This window comes from Leptospira koniambonensis, assembly GCF_004769555.1.
GTDB classification, from domain to species: Bacteria; Spirochaetota; Leptospiria; order Leptospirales; family Leptospiraceae; genus Leptospira_B; species Leptospira_B koniambonensis.
Map to the genome: position 1 here is coordinate 92,370 of NZ_RQFY01000006.1, position 14,397 is coordinate 106,766.

General features: G+C 40.5%; 18 protein-coding genes. 13 read left to right on the forward strand and 5 right to left on the reverse strand.

Annotation, left to right across the window (positions count from 1 at the left end; all coding sequences use genetic code 11):
- Window positions 1-45 precede the first annotated feature (45 nt).
- The 3 genes from EHQ52_RS13950 to EHQ52_RS13960 are packed head-to-tail and all read left to right on the forward strand — an operon-like array spanning window position 46 to window position 2,001.
- Window positions 46-360: a PLDc N-terminal domain-containing protein gene (locus tag EHQ52_RS13950; protein WP_135615817.1), complete on the forward strand. Its 315-nt coding sequence runs from the start codon at window positions 46-48 to the stop codon at window positions 358-360.
- Window positions 361-376: 16 nt separating this feature from the next.
- Window positions 377-1,396: a multicopper oxidase domain-containing protein gene (locus tag EHQ52_RS13955; protein WP_135615818.1), complete on the forward strand. Its 1,020-nt coding sequence runs from the start codon at window positions 377-379 to the stop codon at window positions 1,394-1,396.
- On the forward strand, window positions 1,393-2,001 hold the full coding sequence (locus tag EHQ52_RS13960; RefSeq protein ID WP_135615819.1) for an SCO family protein: 609 nt from the start codon (window positions 1,393-1,395) through the stop codon (window positions 1,999-2,001). Before EHQ52_RS13955 ends, EHQ52_RS13960 begins: the two co-directional genes overlap by 4 nt.
- Here EHQ52_RS13960 and EHQ52_RS13965 read toward each other — a convergent pair whose 3' ends face one another.
- The 3 genes from EHQ52_RS13965 to EHQ52_RS13975 all read right to left on the reverse strand — a co-directional run bounded on the left by EHQ52_RS13965 (window position 2,002) and on the right by EHQ52_RS13975 (window position 3,245).
- On the reverse strand, window positions 2,002-2,343 hold the full coding sequence (locus EHQ52_RS13965; protein WP_135615820.1) for a DMT family protein: 342 nt from the start codon (window positions 2,341-2,343) through the stop codon (window positions 2,002-2,004).
- Window positions 2,344-2,430: 87 nt separating this feature from the next.
- Complete coding sequence (locus tag EHQ52_RS13970) at window positions 2,431-2,826, reverse strand: Hsp20/alpha crystallin family protein (RefSeq protein ID WP_135615821.1); 396 nt, start codon at window positions 2,824-2,826, stop codon at window positions 2,431-2,433.
- An 11-nt stretch (window positions 2,827-2,837) separates the two neighbouring features.
- On the reverse strand, window positions 2,838-3,245 hold the full coding sequence (locus EHQ52_RS13975; protein ID WP_135616037.1) for an Hsp20/alpha crystallin family protein: 408 nt from the start codon (window positions 3,243-3,245) through the stop codon (window positions 2,838-2,840).
- Between the two features lie 266 nt (window positions 3,246-3,511).
- On the opposite strand from EHQ52_RS13975, the gene purU reads away from it, so the two are divergent.
- The 4 genes from purU (at window position 3,512) to EHQ52_RS13995 (ending at window position 8,643) form a co-directional block, all read left to right on the forward strand.
- The gene (purU, locus tag EHQ52_RS13980) at window positions 3,512-4,375 is read left to right on the forward strand and encodes a formyltetrahydrofolate deformylase (protein WP_135615822.1); all 864 of its coding nucleotides are present in this window, start codon (window positions 3,512-3,514) and stop codon (window positions 4,373-4,375) included.
- A 38-nt stretch (window positions 4,376-4,413) separates the two neighbouring features.
- Window positions 4,414-5,820 (forward strand): SLC13 family permease, encoded by a 1,407-nt coding sequence (locus EHQ52_RS13985; RefSeq protein WP_135615823.1) that lies wholly within the window; start codon window positions 4,414-4,416, stop codon window positions 5,818-5,820.
- Window positions 5,821-5,947: 127 nt separating this feature from the next.
- Window positions 5,948-7,387, forward strand: coding sequence for an SBBP repeat-containing protein (locus EHQ52_RS13990; RefSeq protein ID WP_135615824.1), 1,440 nt, complete (start codon window positions 5,948-5,950; stop codon window positions 7,385-7,387).
- 47 nt (window positions 7,388-7,434) lie between these two features.
- Entirely contained in the window at window positions 7,435-8,643 is a 1,209-nt protein-coding gene (locus EHQ52_RS13995; protein ID WP_135615825.1) for a CapA family protein, read from the forward strand.
- Here the strand turns inward: EHQ52_RS13995 and EHQ52_RS14000 are convergent.
- Window positions 8,640-9,044 carry a type II toxin-antitoxin system VapC family toxin gene (locus EHQ52_RS14000; protein ID WP_135615826.1) on the reverse strand — a complete coding sequence of 135 codons (405 nt, stop codon included), beginning with the start codon at window positions 9,042-9,044 and terminating at the stop codon, window positions 8,640-8,642. The two genes, EHQ52_RS13995 and EHQ52_RS14000, sit on opposite strands and share 4 nt — an antisense overlap.
- On the reverse strand, window positions 9,028-9,306 hold the full coding sequence (locus tag EHQ52_RS14005; protein ID WP_135615827.1) for a FitA-like ribbon-helix-helix domain-containing protein: 279 nt from the start codon (window positions 9,304-9,306) through the stop codon (window positions 9,028-9,030). The genes EHQ52_RS14000 and EHQ52_RS14005 overlap by 17 nt, the downstream gene beginning before the upstream one ends.
- A 316-nt stretch (window positions 9,307-9,622) precedes the next feature.
- Here EHQ52_RS14005 and rpsF point away from each other — a divergent pair, with 316 nt between their 5' ends.
- The 6 genes from rpsF to aspS all read left to right on the forward strand — a co-directional run bounded on the left by rpsF (window position 9,623) and on the right by aspS (window position 14,397).
- Window positions 9,623-9,898 carry a 30S ribosomal protein S6 gene (rpsF, locus tag EHQ52_RS14010; protein WP_100709504.1) on the forward strand — a complete coding sequence of 92 codons (276 nt, stop codon included), beginning with the start codon at window positions 9,623-9,625 and terminating at the stop codon, window positions 9,896-9,898.
- Window positions 9,891-10,331 (forward strand): single-stranded DNA-binding protein, encoded by a 441-nt coding sequence (locus EHQ52_RS14015; protein ID WP_135615828.1) that lies wholly within the window; start codon window positions 9,891-9,893, stop codon window positions 10,329-10,331. The genes rpsF and EHQ52_RS14015 overlap by 8 nt, the downstream gene beginning before the upstream one ends.
- Before the next feature lie 14 nt (window positions 10,332-10,345).
- Complete coding sequence (rpsR, locus tag EHQ52_RS14020; protein WP_135615829.1) at window positions 10,346-10,660, forward strand: 30S ribosomal protein S18; 315 nt, start codon at window positions 10,346-10,348, stop codon at window positions 10,658-10,660.
- 10 nt (window positions 10,661-10,670) lie between these two features.
- Window positions 10,671-11,135 (forward strand): 50S ribosomal protein L9, encoded by a 465-nt coding sequence (rplI, locus tag EHQ52_RS14025; protein ID WP_135615830.1) that lies wholly within the window; start codon window positions 10,671-10,673, stop codon window positions 11,133-11,135.
- A 12-nt stretch (window positions 11,136-11,147) separates the two neighbouring features.
- Window positions 11,148-12,470, forward strand: coding sequence for a replicative DNA helicase (gene dnaB, locus EHQ52_RS14030; RefSeq protein WP_135615831.1), 1,323 nt, complete (start codon window positions 11,148-11,150; stop codon window positions 12,468-12,470).
- Between the two features lie 121 nt (window positions 12,471-12,591).
- Window positions 12,592-14,397 carry an aspartate--tRNA ligase gene (aspS, locus tag EHQ52_RS14035; RefSeq protein ID WP_135615832.1) on the forward strand — a complete coding sequence of 602 codons (1,806 nt, stop codon included), beginning with the start codon at window positions 12,592-12,594 and terminating at the stop codon, window positions 14,395-14,397.

Consider the following 14,397-nt stretch of genomic DNA (forward strand, 5'->3'; position numbering starts at 1 on the left):
GAAACTTAATACATTACAATTTTAGAATATAATAAGGAGTTATTTATGGAAACTACTCAATTTTACGATCCAGGATTTTTTACCTTACTTTTCAACTTTTACGGATACTATATTTTCTACATTTTATTCGCATTATGGGCACCGTTGGCCCTGATCGATTTGTCTAAAAGAGACGATGTGGATCCTAAAAAAGGAAGTTTATGGACTGCTGCTATTATTCTTGTCCCTCTATTTGGGGCAGGAGCATATCATATAGTTGGCGGTTCTAAAATCCCATCTTGGGCAAAGAACAGTCTTGTATATGGAGGGATCGGACTTTTGGTTTTAACACTTCTGATCTCCACAATCGCAAGATTCTAATAAACGGAAAGGTAATATGAATCGGAAGGATTTCCTTCGTTGGTTAGGAATAGGCGGTGCCGGACTCGCAGCGGGTACTGGGATCGCCGGAATAACCTCAGGCAAAAAAGAAGATCCGCTTTGTAGGACAGGATCTTCTATTCCTGGGCAGATTCCTTCTATCCGACTACCAGGGTCCATAGGTGGGAATTCCTATGGAAGTATGATCCATCCTCCGATGTTCGCGGATGCCGCGTTCTTGTCTAGGATGGAATTACATAGTACGATTCCCCAGGCTCCTTCTGGTTCTAAATTTCGTTCCGAAGTCAATATTATAGAAATGCCATTGACTGTGGCCCATAATACAGTCGTGGATGCTTGGACCTTTGATGGTGTTGTTCCTGGAAAAGTAATACGCGCAAGACTCGGTCAGGAAATGGAACTCACTTTTAGGAACCATTCCAATCATCCCCACTCAGTCCATTTTCATGGTACTCATGATCCTCAGCAAGACGGCTGGGAGCCGATCGCTCCTGGGGCAGAGAGAATTTATAAAATTACTGCTGGTCCGATTGGTTTTCATCCTTACCATTGTCATGTTCCTCCTTTAGCGAGTCATATGTCCAAAGGTTTGTATGGCGGATTCATAGTTGATCCTCCAGGAGGAAGACCTCCTGCTTTGGAGTTCATGTTAATACTTGCTGGCTGGGATCTGAATGAAACAGGCCGAAATGATATCTATGCTTGGAATGGTATCGCAGGTTATTATGATCGTTTCCCGATCAAGGTTCCTGTTGGAAAAAAAGTAAGATTGTATATAGCAAATATGACTGAACATGATCCAGTTGCTTCTTTCCATCTTCATTCCCAAACATTCGATGTATATAGAACAGGGACCAAACTTGTACCTGATGAGCATACGGATGTGATCACTCTGGGACAAACGGAAAGAGCAATTGTAGAATTTACACTTACTAAAAGAGGAAGATATATGTTCCATCCTCACCAGACCCATATGGCGGATAGAGGAGCGATGGGCTGGATCGTAGCAGTATGAATTTTTTAAAATCAAATTATAAAAATATAATCTATTCTCTATTAATTCTGGGGGTCGGCTTTGGTGTGGGTTTTTATCTAAAGAAGAAACCTATTTCTAAATTCGCATCTGAAGGTCCTGTGGCAGAATGGAAAACTGCTATCCTAAAGGATACAGAAGGTAAGTCTGTTCGTCCTGCAGAATTAACTGGGAATTTGTTTGTTGTTTATTTTGGATTTTCCCATTGTCCTGATATGTGCCCAATGGCTTTGAATGATATAGAGAACGCATTCAAAACCTTAAAGGAAGATTCTGAAACAGTTACTCCTGTGTTTATCACAATCGATCCGGAAAGAGACACTCCAGAAGTATTAAGAAAATATATTTCTCATTTTCCTGGAAAAGAACTCGTAGCTTTAACTGGTGGAAAGGATCAGATCGGAGAGTTACAGAAAGGATTTGGAGTATACTCGCAAAAGACCCAAATTCCTAAAGGAAATGGAGAATATGGAATGGATCATACTCTCTTTATATACCTGGTAGATAGAACTGGAAATATACTAAGAGCTTATCCTACAGGCATTAAGGGAGAAGAGCTCGCAAAAGAGATCCGGGAATTATTGTAATCATTCTTTATCATAAAAAGCGAATACAACAGCAAGGATCACCAGAAAAAAACTAACTGCGTGATTCCATTTCATTTTTTCTTTTAATACCAGAATTGCAAATCCAACAAAAATAGTGATCGTGATCACTTCTTGTAAGATCTTGAGTTGGAAACCACTTAATCCATCTTCTGCATATCCGATCCGATTTGCAGGAACCATCAGACAATATTCTAAAAACGCAATCCCCCAAGAGATCAGGATCGTTTTCCAAAGTGGAAAGTCCTTAAAGAACTTTAAATGACCATACCAGGCAAAGGTCATGAATAAATTGGAAAGAGTGAGTAATACAAAAGTCCTCATAAATCCAGGAAACCCGAATGGAAGAATAGAGGCAAAAAAAAACCGGGCGGATGCCCGGTTATCAAGTAAGGATTTGCTGAAAAACAATTAGTTAGTTTTTACCTCTATCTTTTTACTCAGAGGTTTCTTCCTTGGAAGTTTGAGTTGTAGAACCCCATTTTTGAGAATAGCGGAAATTTTATCCTCTTCCACCGGCTCAGATATGAGGAAGGTCCTTTTATAATCTCCAGTTCCGTATTCCGAATATCTTAAGTTTCCTTTCGGTTCAGAAACACTGGTCTTCGCGGAGATCCTAAGCTCGTCCTTTTCCAAAGAAATTTCAAGATCGGATTCTTTTACACCTGGAAGATCCAGGACAAGAAGATGTTCTTCTTCATTTGAATAAAGATCTGTAGAAGGAGTGTAGATCGCTCTCGGCCTTTGGGTTTTCTCTTGTTCTGTTGTGATATTTTCTTCTGATTTTAGTAATTCTGATACGCTCATTTTTTTTCTCCTTATGCCTTTGCTTCGATACGGATCTTTCTTGGTTTTTCGCTTTCCAGAATTGGAAGAGCTAAGGTTAAAACTCCGTCTTTCACGGACGCTTCTACTTTTTCTGAATCTACCGCAACTGGCAGTTCTAGTCTACGCTGGAATTTTCCTCTGGCTCTTTCTATCCTACGAGGTTTATCTTGTGTGTATTCCTTCCATTCACCTGAGATGGTGAGAAGGTTATGAGCCACTGTGATATCCAGATCTTCTGGAGAAAGACCAGGAACCTCTGCAGTCACTGTTATTTTGTCTTGGTCTGTATAAACATTTAGCGCAGGATATACCTGTCCGCCTTCCCAGACTGGATCGAATAAATTATGGAATCTATTTTGAATTCTTCTTACTTCGCTAAAAAAATTTGGGTTTCTCATCATTTGCCTCCTGGGCTCATTTAGCACTTTAATGATTAGAGTGCTAAATTTGCAAAAAGGTTCCATCAATTTTTATAAAATTTAGCACTTTTTTGTAAAGAGTGCTAAAGGGTAGAAGTGCCCATATTTTTTCAGGAATCGGCTGATTCTGGCCAAAAACAAGCTTTAGGGAGGAAAAAAGAAGATATTCCTTTTCTGGTTCAAGGGGAAGATTAGCCGAAATTTTAGGCTTCTTAGGCGATTCCTCGGACCAGAAAGGAGAAATTTTGAATTCGGAACCCAATCTGAAAAAGAACAGAATACTTTTGATCCGCTGCAAAGATGAAGCGGGGCTGATCCATCGTATCACAGGATTTTTAGCAAATATCGGTGCCAATATTGTAGGGAACCAAGAGTTCGTAGAGCCCTTAGAAAAGGTATTCTTCATGAGAACCGAATACTCTTTAGAGAACAGCTCAAAAGAAGAAGGTCTCATCTCCGAACTTGCAAAAATCCTTCCTAAAGATGCTGAGCTTACTTTATCCAACCCAAGGCTTCCTAAGGTAGTTTTACTCGCTACTAAAGAGCCTCATTGTTTGGGAGATATTCTTCTTCGTTGGAGATACGGAGAATTGCCCATGGAACTTTTGGGAGTGGTTTCCAATCACGAAATTTTAGAGGATCTTGTCCGGGATTTTAAACTTCCTTTTCATTGTATTTCCAGCGAAGGGATGAGTAGAGAAGAACATGAAAACCAATTGGATTCATATCTGAAGGAGCTCCAACCAGATTGGATCGTTCTCGCAAAATACATGAGGATACTTACTTCTGATTTTGTAAAAAAATGGGAGCATCGTATATTAAATATCCATCATTCGTTTTTACCTGCGTTCGTAGGGGCAAAGCCGTACGAACAAGCATATAAACGTGGAGTTAAGATCATAGGTGGAACAGCTCATATAGTGACAGAAAATCTGGATGAGGGGCCAATCTTAGTCCAAGATGTTTGTCATGTGGATCATGGTTATTCCCCTGAACGTTTGGTTTTATACGGAAGGGATCTGGAGAAGGTAGTCTTGTCCAAGGCTCTTCGCCTGCTTTTGGAAGATAGAGTGATGATCTTTCAAAACAGAACTATTATTTTTGAATAGGTTAGAAATGAAAAGAATATTAGGTTTTTAGAACATACATGAAATTAAAATACATCGGCTTTATTTTTTCGATACTACTTGCTTGTGTTCCTCCGTTATTTTCCTTTTACGGTTACGTTCCTCCTTCTGTGGGAGGGATGTTTTTTATTTTTCTGATCTCAGCAGGATTATGGATTTTTGAAATTATTCCAGGTCATGCCACTTCTATTTTGATCATATTTTCAGAGATCATCCTATTTTCTAATCCTGGTAAATGGGAATTTTTAAAACAGTATGCAGGGCCTGGAAAGGCGACTCCTCCTGCAGTATTTTTAGCATCACTTGCGGATTCAGCAGTTGTTTTATTTTTAGGAAGTTTTGCATTAGCCAAGTCCTGCGTAAAAGTAGGTGTGGATCGCTGGCTTGCGAATCGAGTTTTGCCTTATTTCGGAACTTCTCCCAAATATGTTCTGCTTGGGCTTATGTGTATCACTGCTACAATTTCTCTTTGGATGAGTAATACTGCTACGGCTTCTTTGATGATCGCATTGGTATTTCCATTACTCATGGTTTTGGATAAGAATGAAAAATTTAGAAAAGCAGTTTTGATCGGAATTCCATTTGCTGCAAATTTAGGAGGGATTGGAACTCCAATCGGTTCTCCTCCCAATGTGATCGCATTTGCAAATTTAAAAAACCAAGGGTATGGGGATTTTATTTCTTTCGGGACCTGGATGCTTCTTGCAGTTCCTCTTTTGATCATTTTACTTTTTGCGGCATGGTTTTGGCTTCTTCGTACATTTCCTGCGAGTGAAGGTTTAACTCTTTCTCTTCGTTATGAAACCATTTCCGAAGAGGGTTCCGAGAAAAAATTGAGATTTGTTTTGTTTGGTTTTTTGGCTACTGTACTTCTATGGTTGACTGAGTCATTTCATGGAATCCCTGCAGGAGTTGTGGCTTTATTTCCACTTCTTCTTTTTACTTCTTTTGGAATATTAGAATCTAATGATTTACGTTCTTTGGAATGGGATGTTTTGATCTTAGTTGCAGGAGGGATCGCTCTTGGAACAGGAATAGAAAAAAGTGGGGCAGGGATCTGGTTTGGTGAATTGATCGGTAAACAAGCGGGTCCAGGAGAAAGTCTTTGGGTGCTTGGGATCTTCTTCTCTATCGGACTTTTTCTTTCTACATTCTTATCTAATACTGCTACTGCAAATCTTCTGGTTCCTTTGGCTCTTCCTGTGGCTGCACTTTTGCTTCCTGGAAATGAATCTTACGCGATCCAATTAGTTTTAGGATCTGCGTTAGGTGCTTCTCTTGCGATGTCTTTACCTGTATCTACTCCTCCGAATGCAGTGGCTTATGCTGTAGGAGGTTTTGAGATCAAAGATATGGCTAAGGTCGGTGTGAGGATCGGGATCTTCGGTCTAATACTTGTTCTTTTGGGATTTTTGATCTTTAAATAATAGATCCTGAAAATTCATCCACGGAATGCTATTAATTCGGAATGGATGATAAAAAATGGGGAATGAATCTATACTGCGTTAGGCGAAAAGAATTCGAAAATTCATCGGTCTGAATGTTACTTAAGGTATGAACTTCTCCCTTAGAAGATTTAATATTTCCATTCTATTTTTTCTTATTCTTTCTTGTTCCTCCTCGGACCAATCCATTCCGTCTGAATTAGTTTTGCTTTTTGGAGGAGCTACAGAGAATTCAAATCCTTCTCCTCCTGATCCCCAAAAACCTTGGCCTAAATTTTTAGGAGTTTTTGGTAAAATGACTTTCGCGAGTGGCGCTAACGTAGATCCCGATGGAAATATAATAGCTACCGGATTTACAGAAGGGAATTTGGGCGGGCAACCTATGCTCGGCAAAATGGATTCTTATATTACGAAATACGATGAAGAAGGCAAAAAACTTTGGACGAGACATTTAGGCGGAGGTCCTAAAGACTTTTCTAAAGGAAGTACTTATGGTCTTGCCGTAAAAACAGACAAGGACGGAAATATTCTAAGTACAGGAATGACTGTCGTGGAGAAATTAGACGGCCAGAATAAAATTGGATTCCAAGATGCTTATTTAGCGAAATATGATAAAGACGGAAACAAAAAATGGACTAGAATGATTGGTGGAGGAAGTAACACCGATTTTCATTTTGGAACTTCTGCAGGAAGAGGTGTTACCTCTGATCAGTTTGGAAATATTTATGTGAATGGAACTACAAATGCGGATACATTTTTTGGCGAAACAAATCCCGGCGGACAGAATGGATATTTTATAGTTAAATATGACCCGGACGGAAACCAAGTATGGGCAAGAATGGCTCGCAATACCAATCCGGATAATCATGAATCGATCGCAGGAGATCTTACAATAGATTCGAATGGAGAAATTTATTTTGTAGGAGCTGCTCAAGGCGGTTTTGATAATCAGACTGAGATCGGGATAGAAGACGCTCTTCTAATTAAGTATGATTCTGACGGAAATAAACTTTGGGTCCGGTTATTAGGAGTTCCTGGTCAAATTTCAGTTGCGAATGAAGTTAGCATAGATACGGATCGAAACATTTACATAGTAGGGATTACGTCCGGAGAGCTGGATGGTCAAACGCCGATTGGAACAACTGACACTTTTATAGTAAAATACGATAAAGATGGAAACAAATTGTGGACCAGACTTATTGGAAATCCAGATTATTCCAGTTTTTTCAGATCAGAAACCCAAGGTTTCGGAATTACTGTGGATCCGAATGGGAATTCGTATATCGCAGGAACAATCTCTGCGGTAAAAATACTTTTTACTAATTCGATCAATAGTGCATTCGCAGCAAAATTCGACACGAATGGGAATTTAATCTGGTCGAATTTGAAATATATGGAAAAGGACACTAAATGTGAGGTCCGCGCCCAAGATGTAGTCTTAGGTTTGAATGATTCCTTTTTTGTAGTAGGTTACACTTCCTGTCTTTTGAATATAATAGATCCTGTGAATGGTATCAATAGCCTGTTTATTTCTAAAGAAACTCCTTAAGTATTTTATTTCCGAAAACGAATCGGGACTTAAAACTGTCCCGAAACATGTTGTTTTTTCGAAAACACCTCATTATTAGGATTCGGATACTTTTCTATTTTCCGTTTTTACTCACGTTTGCCTGCGCAGGGGTCCCCGAAATTTCTTCCGGTTCTGAAAAACCTCCGGAATCACAGGCAAGTATAGTAGATAAGATAGAAACCCAAATAGAAAAGTTGTTTGGGAAAGAAGAAGATCCAGAGCTAGTAAAAGTACTACTCGGTGGGGACGTCATGTTTAATTGGGGGATCCGGGATACAATCAAGTCCAAAGGAGAACTCGCCCCAGTTAAAGGTCTTAAATCAGTTTTTGAAAGCGCAGACCTAAGAGTTTTAAATTTAGAAACTCCAGTTGTATCCGAAAAAAGTTGGGATCACGGCAAAGCTTACGTATTCCAAGCAAAAGAATCTGATCTAGAAACTATGAGTTTTTTAGGAGTGGATCTTGTCTCTCTGGGAAACAACCATGCAATGGATCATGGTCCAGAAGGATTGGAAGAGACACTCAAGTTTTTAGGAAATAGAAAGATCGCATCTATCGGTGCCGGAAAAAATTTAGAGTTTGCTTTTCGTCCTTGGATCTGGGAAGGAAAGGATACTTATCTTAGAGTGTATTCTGCAACGAATGTTGCAGAAGGTAGATCTCATTATGCAGGACAAACTCCAGGTGTTATGCCTTTGGATCCAGAACTGATCCTGAAAAAATTCCAGATAGAAAAATTCCAACTGAATTCATCTAAAACTTCTAAAAGAGATAAAAAATCTAAACCACTTCTTCCGGGGAAACAATTCAGGATACTTTCTCTACATTGGGGAGTGGAATATTCTCCTTTTCCAACGATTGAACAGAGAAAGATCGCAAAAACTTTAGCAGACGGTGGATTAGATATTATAGTAGGGCATCATCCTCATATTCCCCAAGGTATTGAGAAGATAGGGAACACAATCGTATTTTATTCCTTAGGAAATTTGATCTTCGGAAGTAGAAATGCCTACTTAAACCATAACTTAATCGTAATACTCCATATTAAAAAAAGCAAATTGATCAATATCGAACTTGTTCCTATTTTCGGAAAGTTCCAGAACGAGGATCATTTGGTAAGACCGCTTGAAGGAAAGGAAGCAGAGAATTTTTTAAAAGAAGTCGCGGTCCTTTCCCAAGACTTGGGTACTAAGATTCGGATCGACGGAGACAGAGCTTGGGTAGAGTTGGATTAAGCTACCTGAGCCCAGTTTTCTATTCTCAATCCTGGAATTTTTTGAAAATGTCTTTCGTTATTCGTAACTAAAGTATAGTTCAAATACAAAGCTGTAGATCCGATGAGTAGATCAAAGTCCTCTACTGTATTTCCTTTTTTCTGCTGAATAGCCTTGAGTTCTCCATAGGTTTCCATAATTCCTTCGGTCAATTCTATCACTGGAAAAAGTTCGGCGATCCTTCGGACCGTCGCCAGATTTCTTTCCTTGTAGGTAGATTTCTGGGCACCAAAGATCAATTCTCCATAAGTGATTACGGAAACTGATTTGATGGAATTTTTACGGTCCAAAAAATTTTGCCGAACGATTGGATCTTCTTTTAAGCTATAGATGATAATATCAGTATCAATCAAATAGCTCATCTGCATCTTTCCCTAATGTGTTTTTGGTTCGAGAGGAGCGTATGTCCTTTGCGATCTTATCAGGACCTCTGTCGTCCACCCAGGAACCTGATAATTCTAAGAAACCCAAGGTCTTACGTTCGGATTCTTTATTGTCGTGTGCTAGATAGTTCTCTATTAAAAGAACTACTTCTTGGCTAACGGATCTGTGTTCCATTTCGGCTCTCCTTTTTAATGCTTCGTAGAGTCTGTCGTCTATGTCCCTGACTTGTAAGTTTGCCATAACCTGAACCTCTCAGATTATGGTGCGCCAACTTCATGAAATCGCAAGCAGAATTCATGAAACCCGGGATCGTAAGGCGGAAAAGACATTCCCTCGCATTTTGGAAAGTCAAAGAATGGATTAAGAAAATTGGAATTAGAAATAGAGAAGGTTAGTGGAATATTGATTCTAATTACGCCTTAGCGCCATTTTGGGAGCTAAGACGCCCAAATCTATTCCACTTGACCCCTTGCCCCTAAGGCCGAAAATAGGACAAAATTCGGTTCTTCTGCTCGCCGCATTTGCGCAGACGGGCATTTTCCCATAGGAGAAACTTTTGAGAAACTACGAGATTACTACAATCACGCGTTCAACCGCGAAGGAAGTTGCTAAAACTGAAGTCCTTGAGATCTTCAAAAAGCATTCCATCAACGTTACCGCTGAAGAAGAATGGGGTCAAAAGAAACTTTGGCATCCAATCCAACACCAAGACTACGGAATATTCACACACTTCAAAGTGAATGCAGAACAATCCGCCTTAGAAAAGGTAGAGCGTGACTTTGGTCTTAACCAAAATTTACTTCGCTCTATGATCGTCCGCCTCAATGGCTAACGATATCAATCGGGTGACCCTTGTTGGGCGCCTGACCCGTGATCCGGAATTCAAAACCGTAAACGGGACTTCTCTTGTGAATTTTTCCTTAGCTAACGGTCGCACTTATGTAACCGGCGGAGAGAAAAAAGAGGAAACTCATTTTTTCGACTGCGAGGCTTGGGGAAAAGGCGCGGATATCATCCAGCAATACTGCAAGAAAGGCAAACAACTCGTGATCGAGGGACGCCTTAAGCAGGACACCTGGGAAACCATGGAAGGCAAGAAGGCCTCCCGCATTCGTATCGTTGTGGAAAATTTCCAGATGATCGGTGGTGCAAGGGAGAATGGAGGCGGAGAGTACGGCTCTTCCGCTAATAGCGGATCTTCTTCTTATTCATCTGCTCAAGATGATATGGGAAGTTCTGCAATGGACGACGATATACCTTTTTAACGAGGACAACATTCATGTCAGATAATGAAACACAAGAAGAATTAAAGCAGGATGTAGCTGCTGAGGGCATGCCTTTAGATCAAGACGGAGGACGCCCCCCTAAAAAACAAAACAAGTATAAGAAGAAAGTTTGCCGTTTTACTGCAGACCCTGAACTTGCTAAACAAATTAATTATAAGAATACCGAACTTCTAGAAAGATTTATCACTAACCGTGGTAAGATCATTCCAAGAAGAATTACTGGAACTTCTGCAAAGTATCAAAGAATACTTGCTAGAGAGATCCGCAAAGCGCGCAGCATCGGTCTTCTACCGTTCAAAGTAAACTAAGGAGAAACTAATGAGAGTAATATTACAAAAAGATGTTTCTAACTTAGGAGACGCTGGAGACGTTAAGGAAGTAGCGGACGGTTTCGCTCGTAATTTTCTTTTCCCTCAAAGACTCGCTGTAAGAGCTTCTGAAGGTAAGACCAAAATGGCTCTTCACCAAAAGAAACTTGCAGATCTTAAAAAAGACAAACGTAAGAAAGATATGGAATCTGTATCTTCTGGATTGAACGGAAAAGAATTCGAAATTTCCGTTAAAACCGGAGGTGGGGATAAACTTTTTGGAGCGGTAACTCCAGCTGATGTAGCTGCTCTGTTAAAAACTGCAGGATTCGAAATTGACAAACGTAAAATCGAATTTGCAGAACCTATCCGTAACCTAGGTTCCTATAAATTGAAAGTGCGTCTTGCAGAAGGTATCCTCCCGACTATCACAGTTCATGTGAAGAAAGAGGAAGTCGTTTCTACAGAAGCGTAAGCCGGAGCAAAAATGCAAGCCGACTCCTTGTTTGAACTGGAATCCGAGAAATCTTTTCTCGGATTTCTGCTTCTTAAAGGAGCGGATAATCTAATCGATATCCCCCTCGTTCCTGAGGATTTTTACCAAGATACAAACAGAAGGATTTACAAGGCAATTCTGGACCTTGTGGATAAAAGGATCGCAGTAGATCCGGTTTCAGTCCTAAACTTCTTAAAAGAAAACTCCCTACTCAAAGATCCCGAAAGAGAATATGAATATATTTATTCTCTCTATAAGGATTCTGTAGTTTCCCATCCACTGGGTTATTATGCGGAAAGGATCAAACGTCTTTCCGAAAGAAGAAAATATTCTAAATTATTAATGAACGCCCTAGAGCTTATCCAGAAAGAGCCGGGCGAAAACGAATCTGTATTCAATCAGATCGAACAAAGTCTTACAGATGTTTCTAGGTCTGCGGATGTAAAAGGACTTCTTCCTGTTTCTGGGGATAAGGCGGCTCTTTCTGAATATATCAAAGATATTATGGAGAGTAGAGGCCAGATCAAGGGTCTCAGAACCAATTTTACTCAATTCGATGAGATGACTTCCGGTCTAAAAGAATATGAGATGATGGTCCTAGCAGCGAGACCTGGTAACGGTAAGACTACCTTGGCTCTAAATATTGCATCCAACGTTGCACTAATCCATAACAGACCAGTGGTGATCTTTTCATTAGAGATGAGTAGAATGGAACTTTTACTCAAACTTGTATGCTCTTATGCGCAGGTGGAATCCAATAAATTAAAACGTTCCGAAGTAACTAAGTCAGATGCCCCAAAGCTAATCGAAGCAATCATTAAGGTAACTTCTTCTCCCATTTATATAGATGACTCTGGTGCACTGAGTGTGGACGATTTTAAGGGAAGGGTTCGTAAACTTCTTACCAACGAAAATCTTGGGCTCATCATCGTGGACTATCTTCAGCTCATGAACGATCCCAAAAACAGGGATGGGGGAAGACAACAAGAGGTTTCCTCGATTTCCAGAGCACTCAAGCAGATGGCCAAAGAAGCAAGATGCCCTGTGATCGCACTTTCCCAGATGAACCGTTCCATTGAGCAGAGATCCAAGGACCAAAGACCTCAACTTGCCGACTTAAGAGAGTCAGGTGCAATCGAGCAGGACGCGGATATTGTTACATTCATCTATCGTGGAGAGAAGGGAAAGGACGAAGAGGAAGATCCTAGAATGAAAGGAATGGCGGAGATTATCATCGCCAAAAACAGGTCCGGACCAACAGGCTCTTTTCCACTTGCCTTCCGACCTGAACTTTCCAGATTTGATAACGTGTAGTCCCGGCAAGGCCGGAATTTACGGAACCGTCTTTATTAATCGAAATGACGGCTCGGTGTGTCTGTTCTGAAAAATATTCGGAACGAGTTATTATATTAATAAATAAGGAACTGGAATTTCTTTGGAAGATTGGATTTTAGAAGGTTATAAATCAAGAGCCTGGGCAGGTGAAGTAACTGATGCCCAAGAAGGAAAAACTCTCACTTTATTCGGTTGGTCTTTTCGATTCCGAGACCAAGGCGGAGTTATCTTTGTGGATCTCCGTGATAGGACAGGGATCCTGCAAGTAGTATTACGTAAAGAAATCCTGGGAGAAAACTTTGCTGCTGCGGAAAAGATCCGTTCTGAGTATGTGATCGCAGTCCAAGGAAAGCTTAAAAAACGGGATGCAGAAAGTATCAATCCCAAGATGAAAACTGGGACGATTGAACTTGTTGTAGACCAACTCATCATTCTGAATTCTGCAAAAACTCCTCCATTCTCTCTGGACGAATTCGAAGAGATTTCCGAAGAAAACCGCCTGAAATACAGATACTTGGATTTTAGAAGGGACGAACTTAAGAACAGAATGATAAAACGTCATGAGTTCGTATTCGCGATTCGTAATTATCTAAATTCTCGTAAATTCGTAGAGATTGAGACTCCAATCCTGAATAAGTCCACTCCGGAAGGAGCACGTGATTTTTTGGTACCTTCTCGCCTGAACCCGAATTCATTCTATGCTCTTCCTCAATCTCCTCAGATCTTCAAACAGATCCTGATGGTGGGTGGAATGGAGAGATATTTTCAGATCGTAAAATGTTTCAGAGACGAGGATCTAAGAGCGGACAGACAGCCTGAGTTCACTCAGTTGGATATGGAATTCTCTTTTGTTTCCCAAGAAGAAATTCTCTCCGAGATCGAAGGTCTATTCTCCAAAATAATGAAAGACGTCTTCAGTCTGGATTTTAAAGGTCCATTCTCTAGAATGCCTTATAAACAAGCGATGGAAGAATATGGTTCTGATAAACCGGACCTTCGTTTTGGAATGAAACTGGTAGATGTTTCCGAAATCGTAAAAGATTCAGACTTTCAAGTATTTGCAGGTGCAGTCGCAAATGGTGGAGTCGTAAAAGCAGTCTGCGTTCCTGGCGGTTCTGTAATTTCCAGAAAAGAGATCGAAGATCTAACCGCCTGGTTGAACAGAGATTATAAAGCAAAAGGCCTCGCATACATGAAACACGGGGCAGAAGGACTCGAATCTACTATTACAAAAAGATTCACTCCGGAAGCTCTTTCTAAAATTGCAAGTTTAGTCGGCTCTAAAGAAGGAGACATGGTCTTTTTCGGAGCGGATGAAAGAGAAATTGTAAATCATTCTCTAGGTGCACTTCGTCTGAAACTTTCGGAAAGATTTGACAAACCTGCAGAAGGAAGCTTTCATATTTCCTGGATCGTGGACTTTCCGATGTTCGAATGGAATAAGGACAGCAAACGCTGGGATTCCTTGCACCATCCGTTCACTTCTCCTGGAGATTCCAGTTTGGAAATTTTTTCTTCCGAGGAAAGACTCCAAAAAGAAGCAGGAAATGCGCTCGCAAAAGCCTATGATCTAGTGCTGAATGGTGTGGAGATCGGTGGAGGTTCCATTCGTATCCATTCCAAAGATGTGCAGACTCGAGTCTTCTCCACTTTGGGGATTGGACCAGAGGAAGCTAAGGAAAAATTTGGCTTCTTATTGGAGGCCTTGGAATATGGGGCACCTCCTCATGGAGGGATCGCGTTCGGTATCGATAGGATCATGATGCTCTTGACTGGCGGAAAATCCATCCGAGATGTGATCGCATTCCCTAAAACGCAGAAGGGTGTTTGTTTGATGAGTGAATGTCCGTCTGAAGTGGAAGAGAAACAGCTCCAAGAATTGAAGCTTAGGTTGATAAAGGTTTAA

What these genes read in the sequence shown, in the direction of transcription:
- EHQ52_RS13960 (WP_135615819.1), top strand. Translation starts at nt 1,393, where the DNA reads ATGAATTTTTTAAAATCAAATTATAAAAATATAATCTATTCTCTATTA.
- EHQ52_RS14000 (WP_135615826.1), bottom strand. Translation starts at nt 9,044, where the DNA reads ATGAGCTATTTGATTGATACTGATATTATCATCTATAGCTTAAAAGAA.
- dnaB (WP_135615831.1), top strand. Translation starts at nt 11,148, where the DNA reads ATGCAAGCCGACTCCTTGTTTGAACTGGAATCCGAGAAATCTTTTCTC.
- EHQ52_RS14005 (WP_135615827.1), bottom strand. Translation starts at nt 9,306, where the DNA reads ATGGCAAACTTACAAGTCAGGGACATAGACGACAGACTCTACGAAGCA.
- EHQ52_RS13975 (WP_135616037.1), bottom strand. Translation starts at nt 3,245, where the DNA reads ATGAGAAACCCAAATTTTTTTAGCGAAGTAAGAAGAATTCAAAATAGA.
- EHQ52_RS13990 (WP_135615824.1), top strand. Translation starts at nt 5,948, where the DNA reads ATGAACTTCTCCCTTAGAAGATTTAATATTTCCATTCTATTTTTTCTT.
- EHQ52_RS13955 (WP_135615818.1), top strand. Translation starts at nt 377, where the DNA reads ATGAATCGGAAGGATTTCCTTCGTTGGTTAGGAATAGGCGGTGCCGGA.
- EHQ52_RS14015 (WP_135615828.1), top strand. Translation starts at nt 9,891, where the DNA reads ATGGCTAACGATATCAATCGGGTGACCCTTGTTGGGCGCCTGACCCGT.
- EHQ52_RS13970 (WP_135615821.1), bottom strand. Translation starts at nt 2,826, where the DNA reads ATGAGCGTATCAGAATTACTAAAATCAGAAGAAAATATCACAACAGAA.
- EHQ52_RS13950 (WP_135615817.1), top strand. Translation starts at nt 46, where the DNA reads ATGGAAACTACTCAATTTTACGATCCAGGATTTTTTACCTTACTTTTC.
- EHQ52_RS13965 (WP_135615820.1), bottom strand. Translation starts at nt 2,343, where the DNA reads ATGAGGACTTTTGTATTACTCACTCTTTCCAATTTATTCATGACCTTT.
- rpsR (WP_135615829.1), top strand. Translation starts at nt 10,346, where the DNA reads ATGTCAGATAATGAAACACAAGAAGAATTAAAGCAGGATGTAGCTGCT.
- EHQ52_RS13995 (WP_135615825.1), top strand. Translation starts at nt 7,435, where the DNA reads ATGTTGTTTTTTCGAAAACACCTCATTATTAGGATTCGGATACTTTTC.
- EHQ52_RS13985 (WP_135615823.1), top strand. Translation starts at nt 4,414, where the DNA reads ATGAAATTAAAATACATCGGCTTTATTTTTTCGATACTACTTGCTTGT.
- rplI (WP_135615830.1), top strand. Translation starts at nt 10,671, where the DNA reads ATGAGAGTAATATTACAAAAAGATGTTTCTAACTTAGGAGACGCTGGA.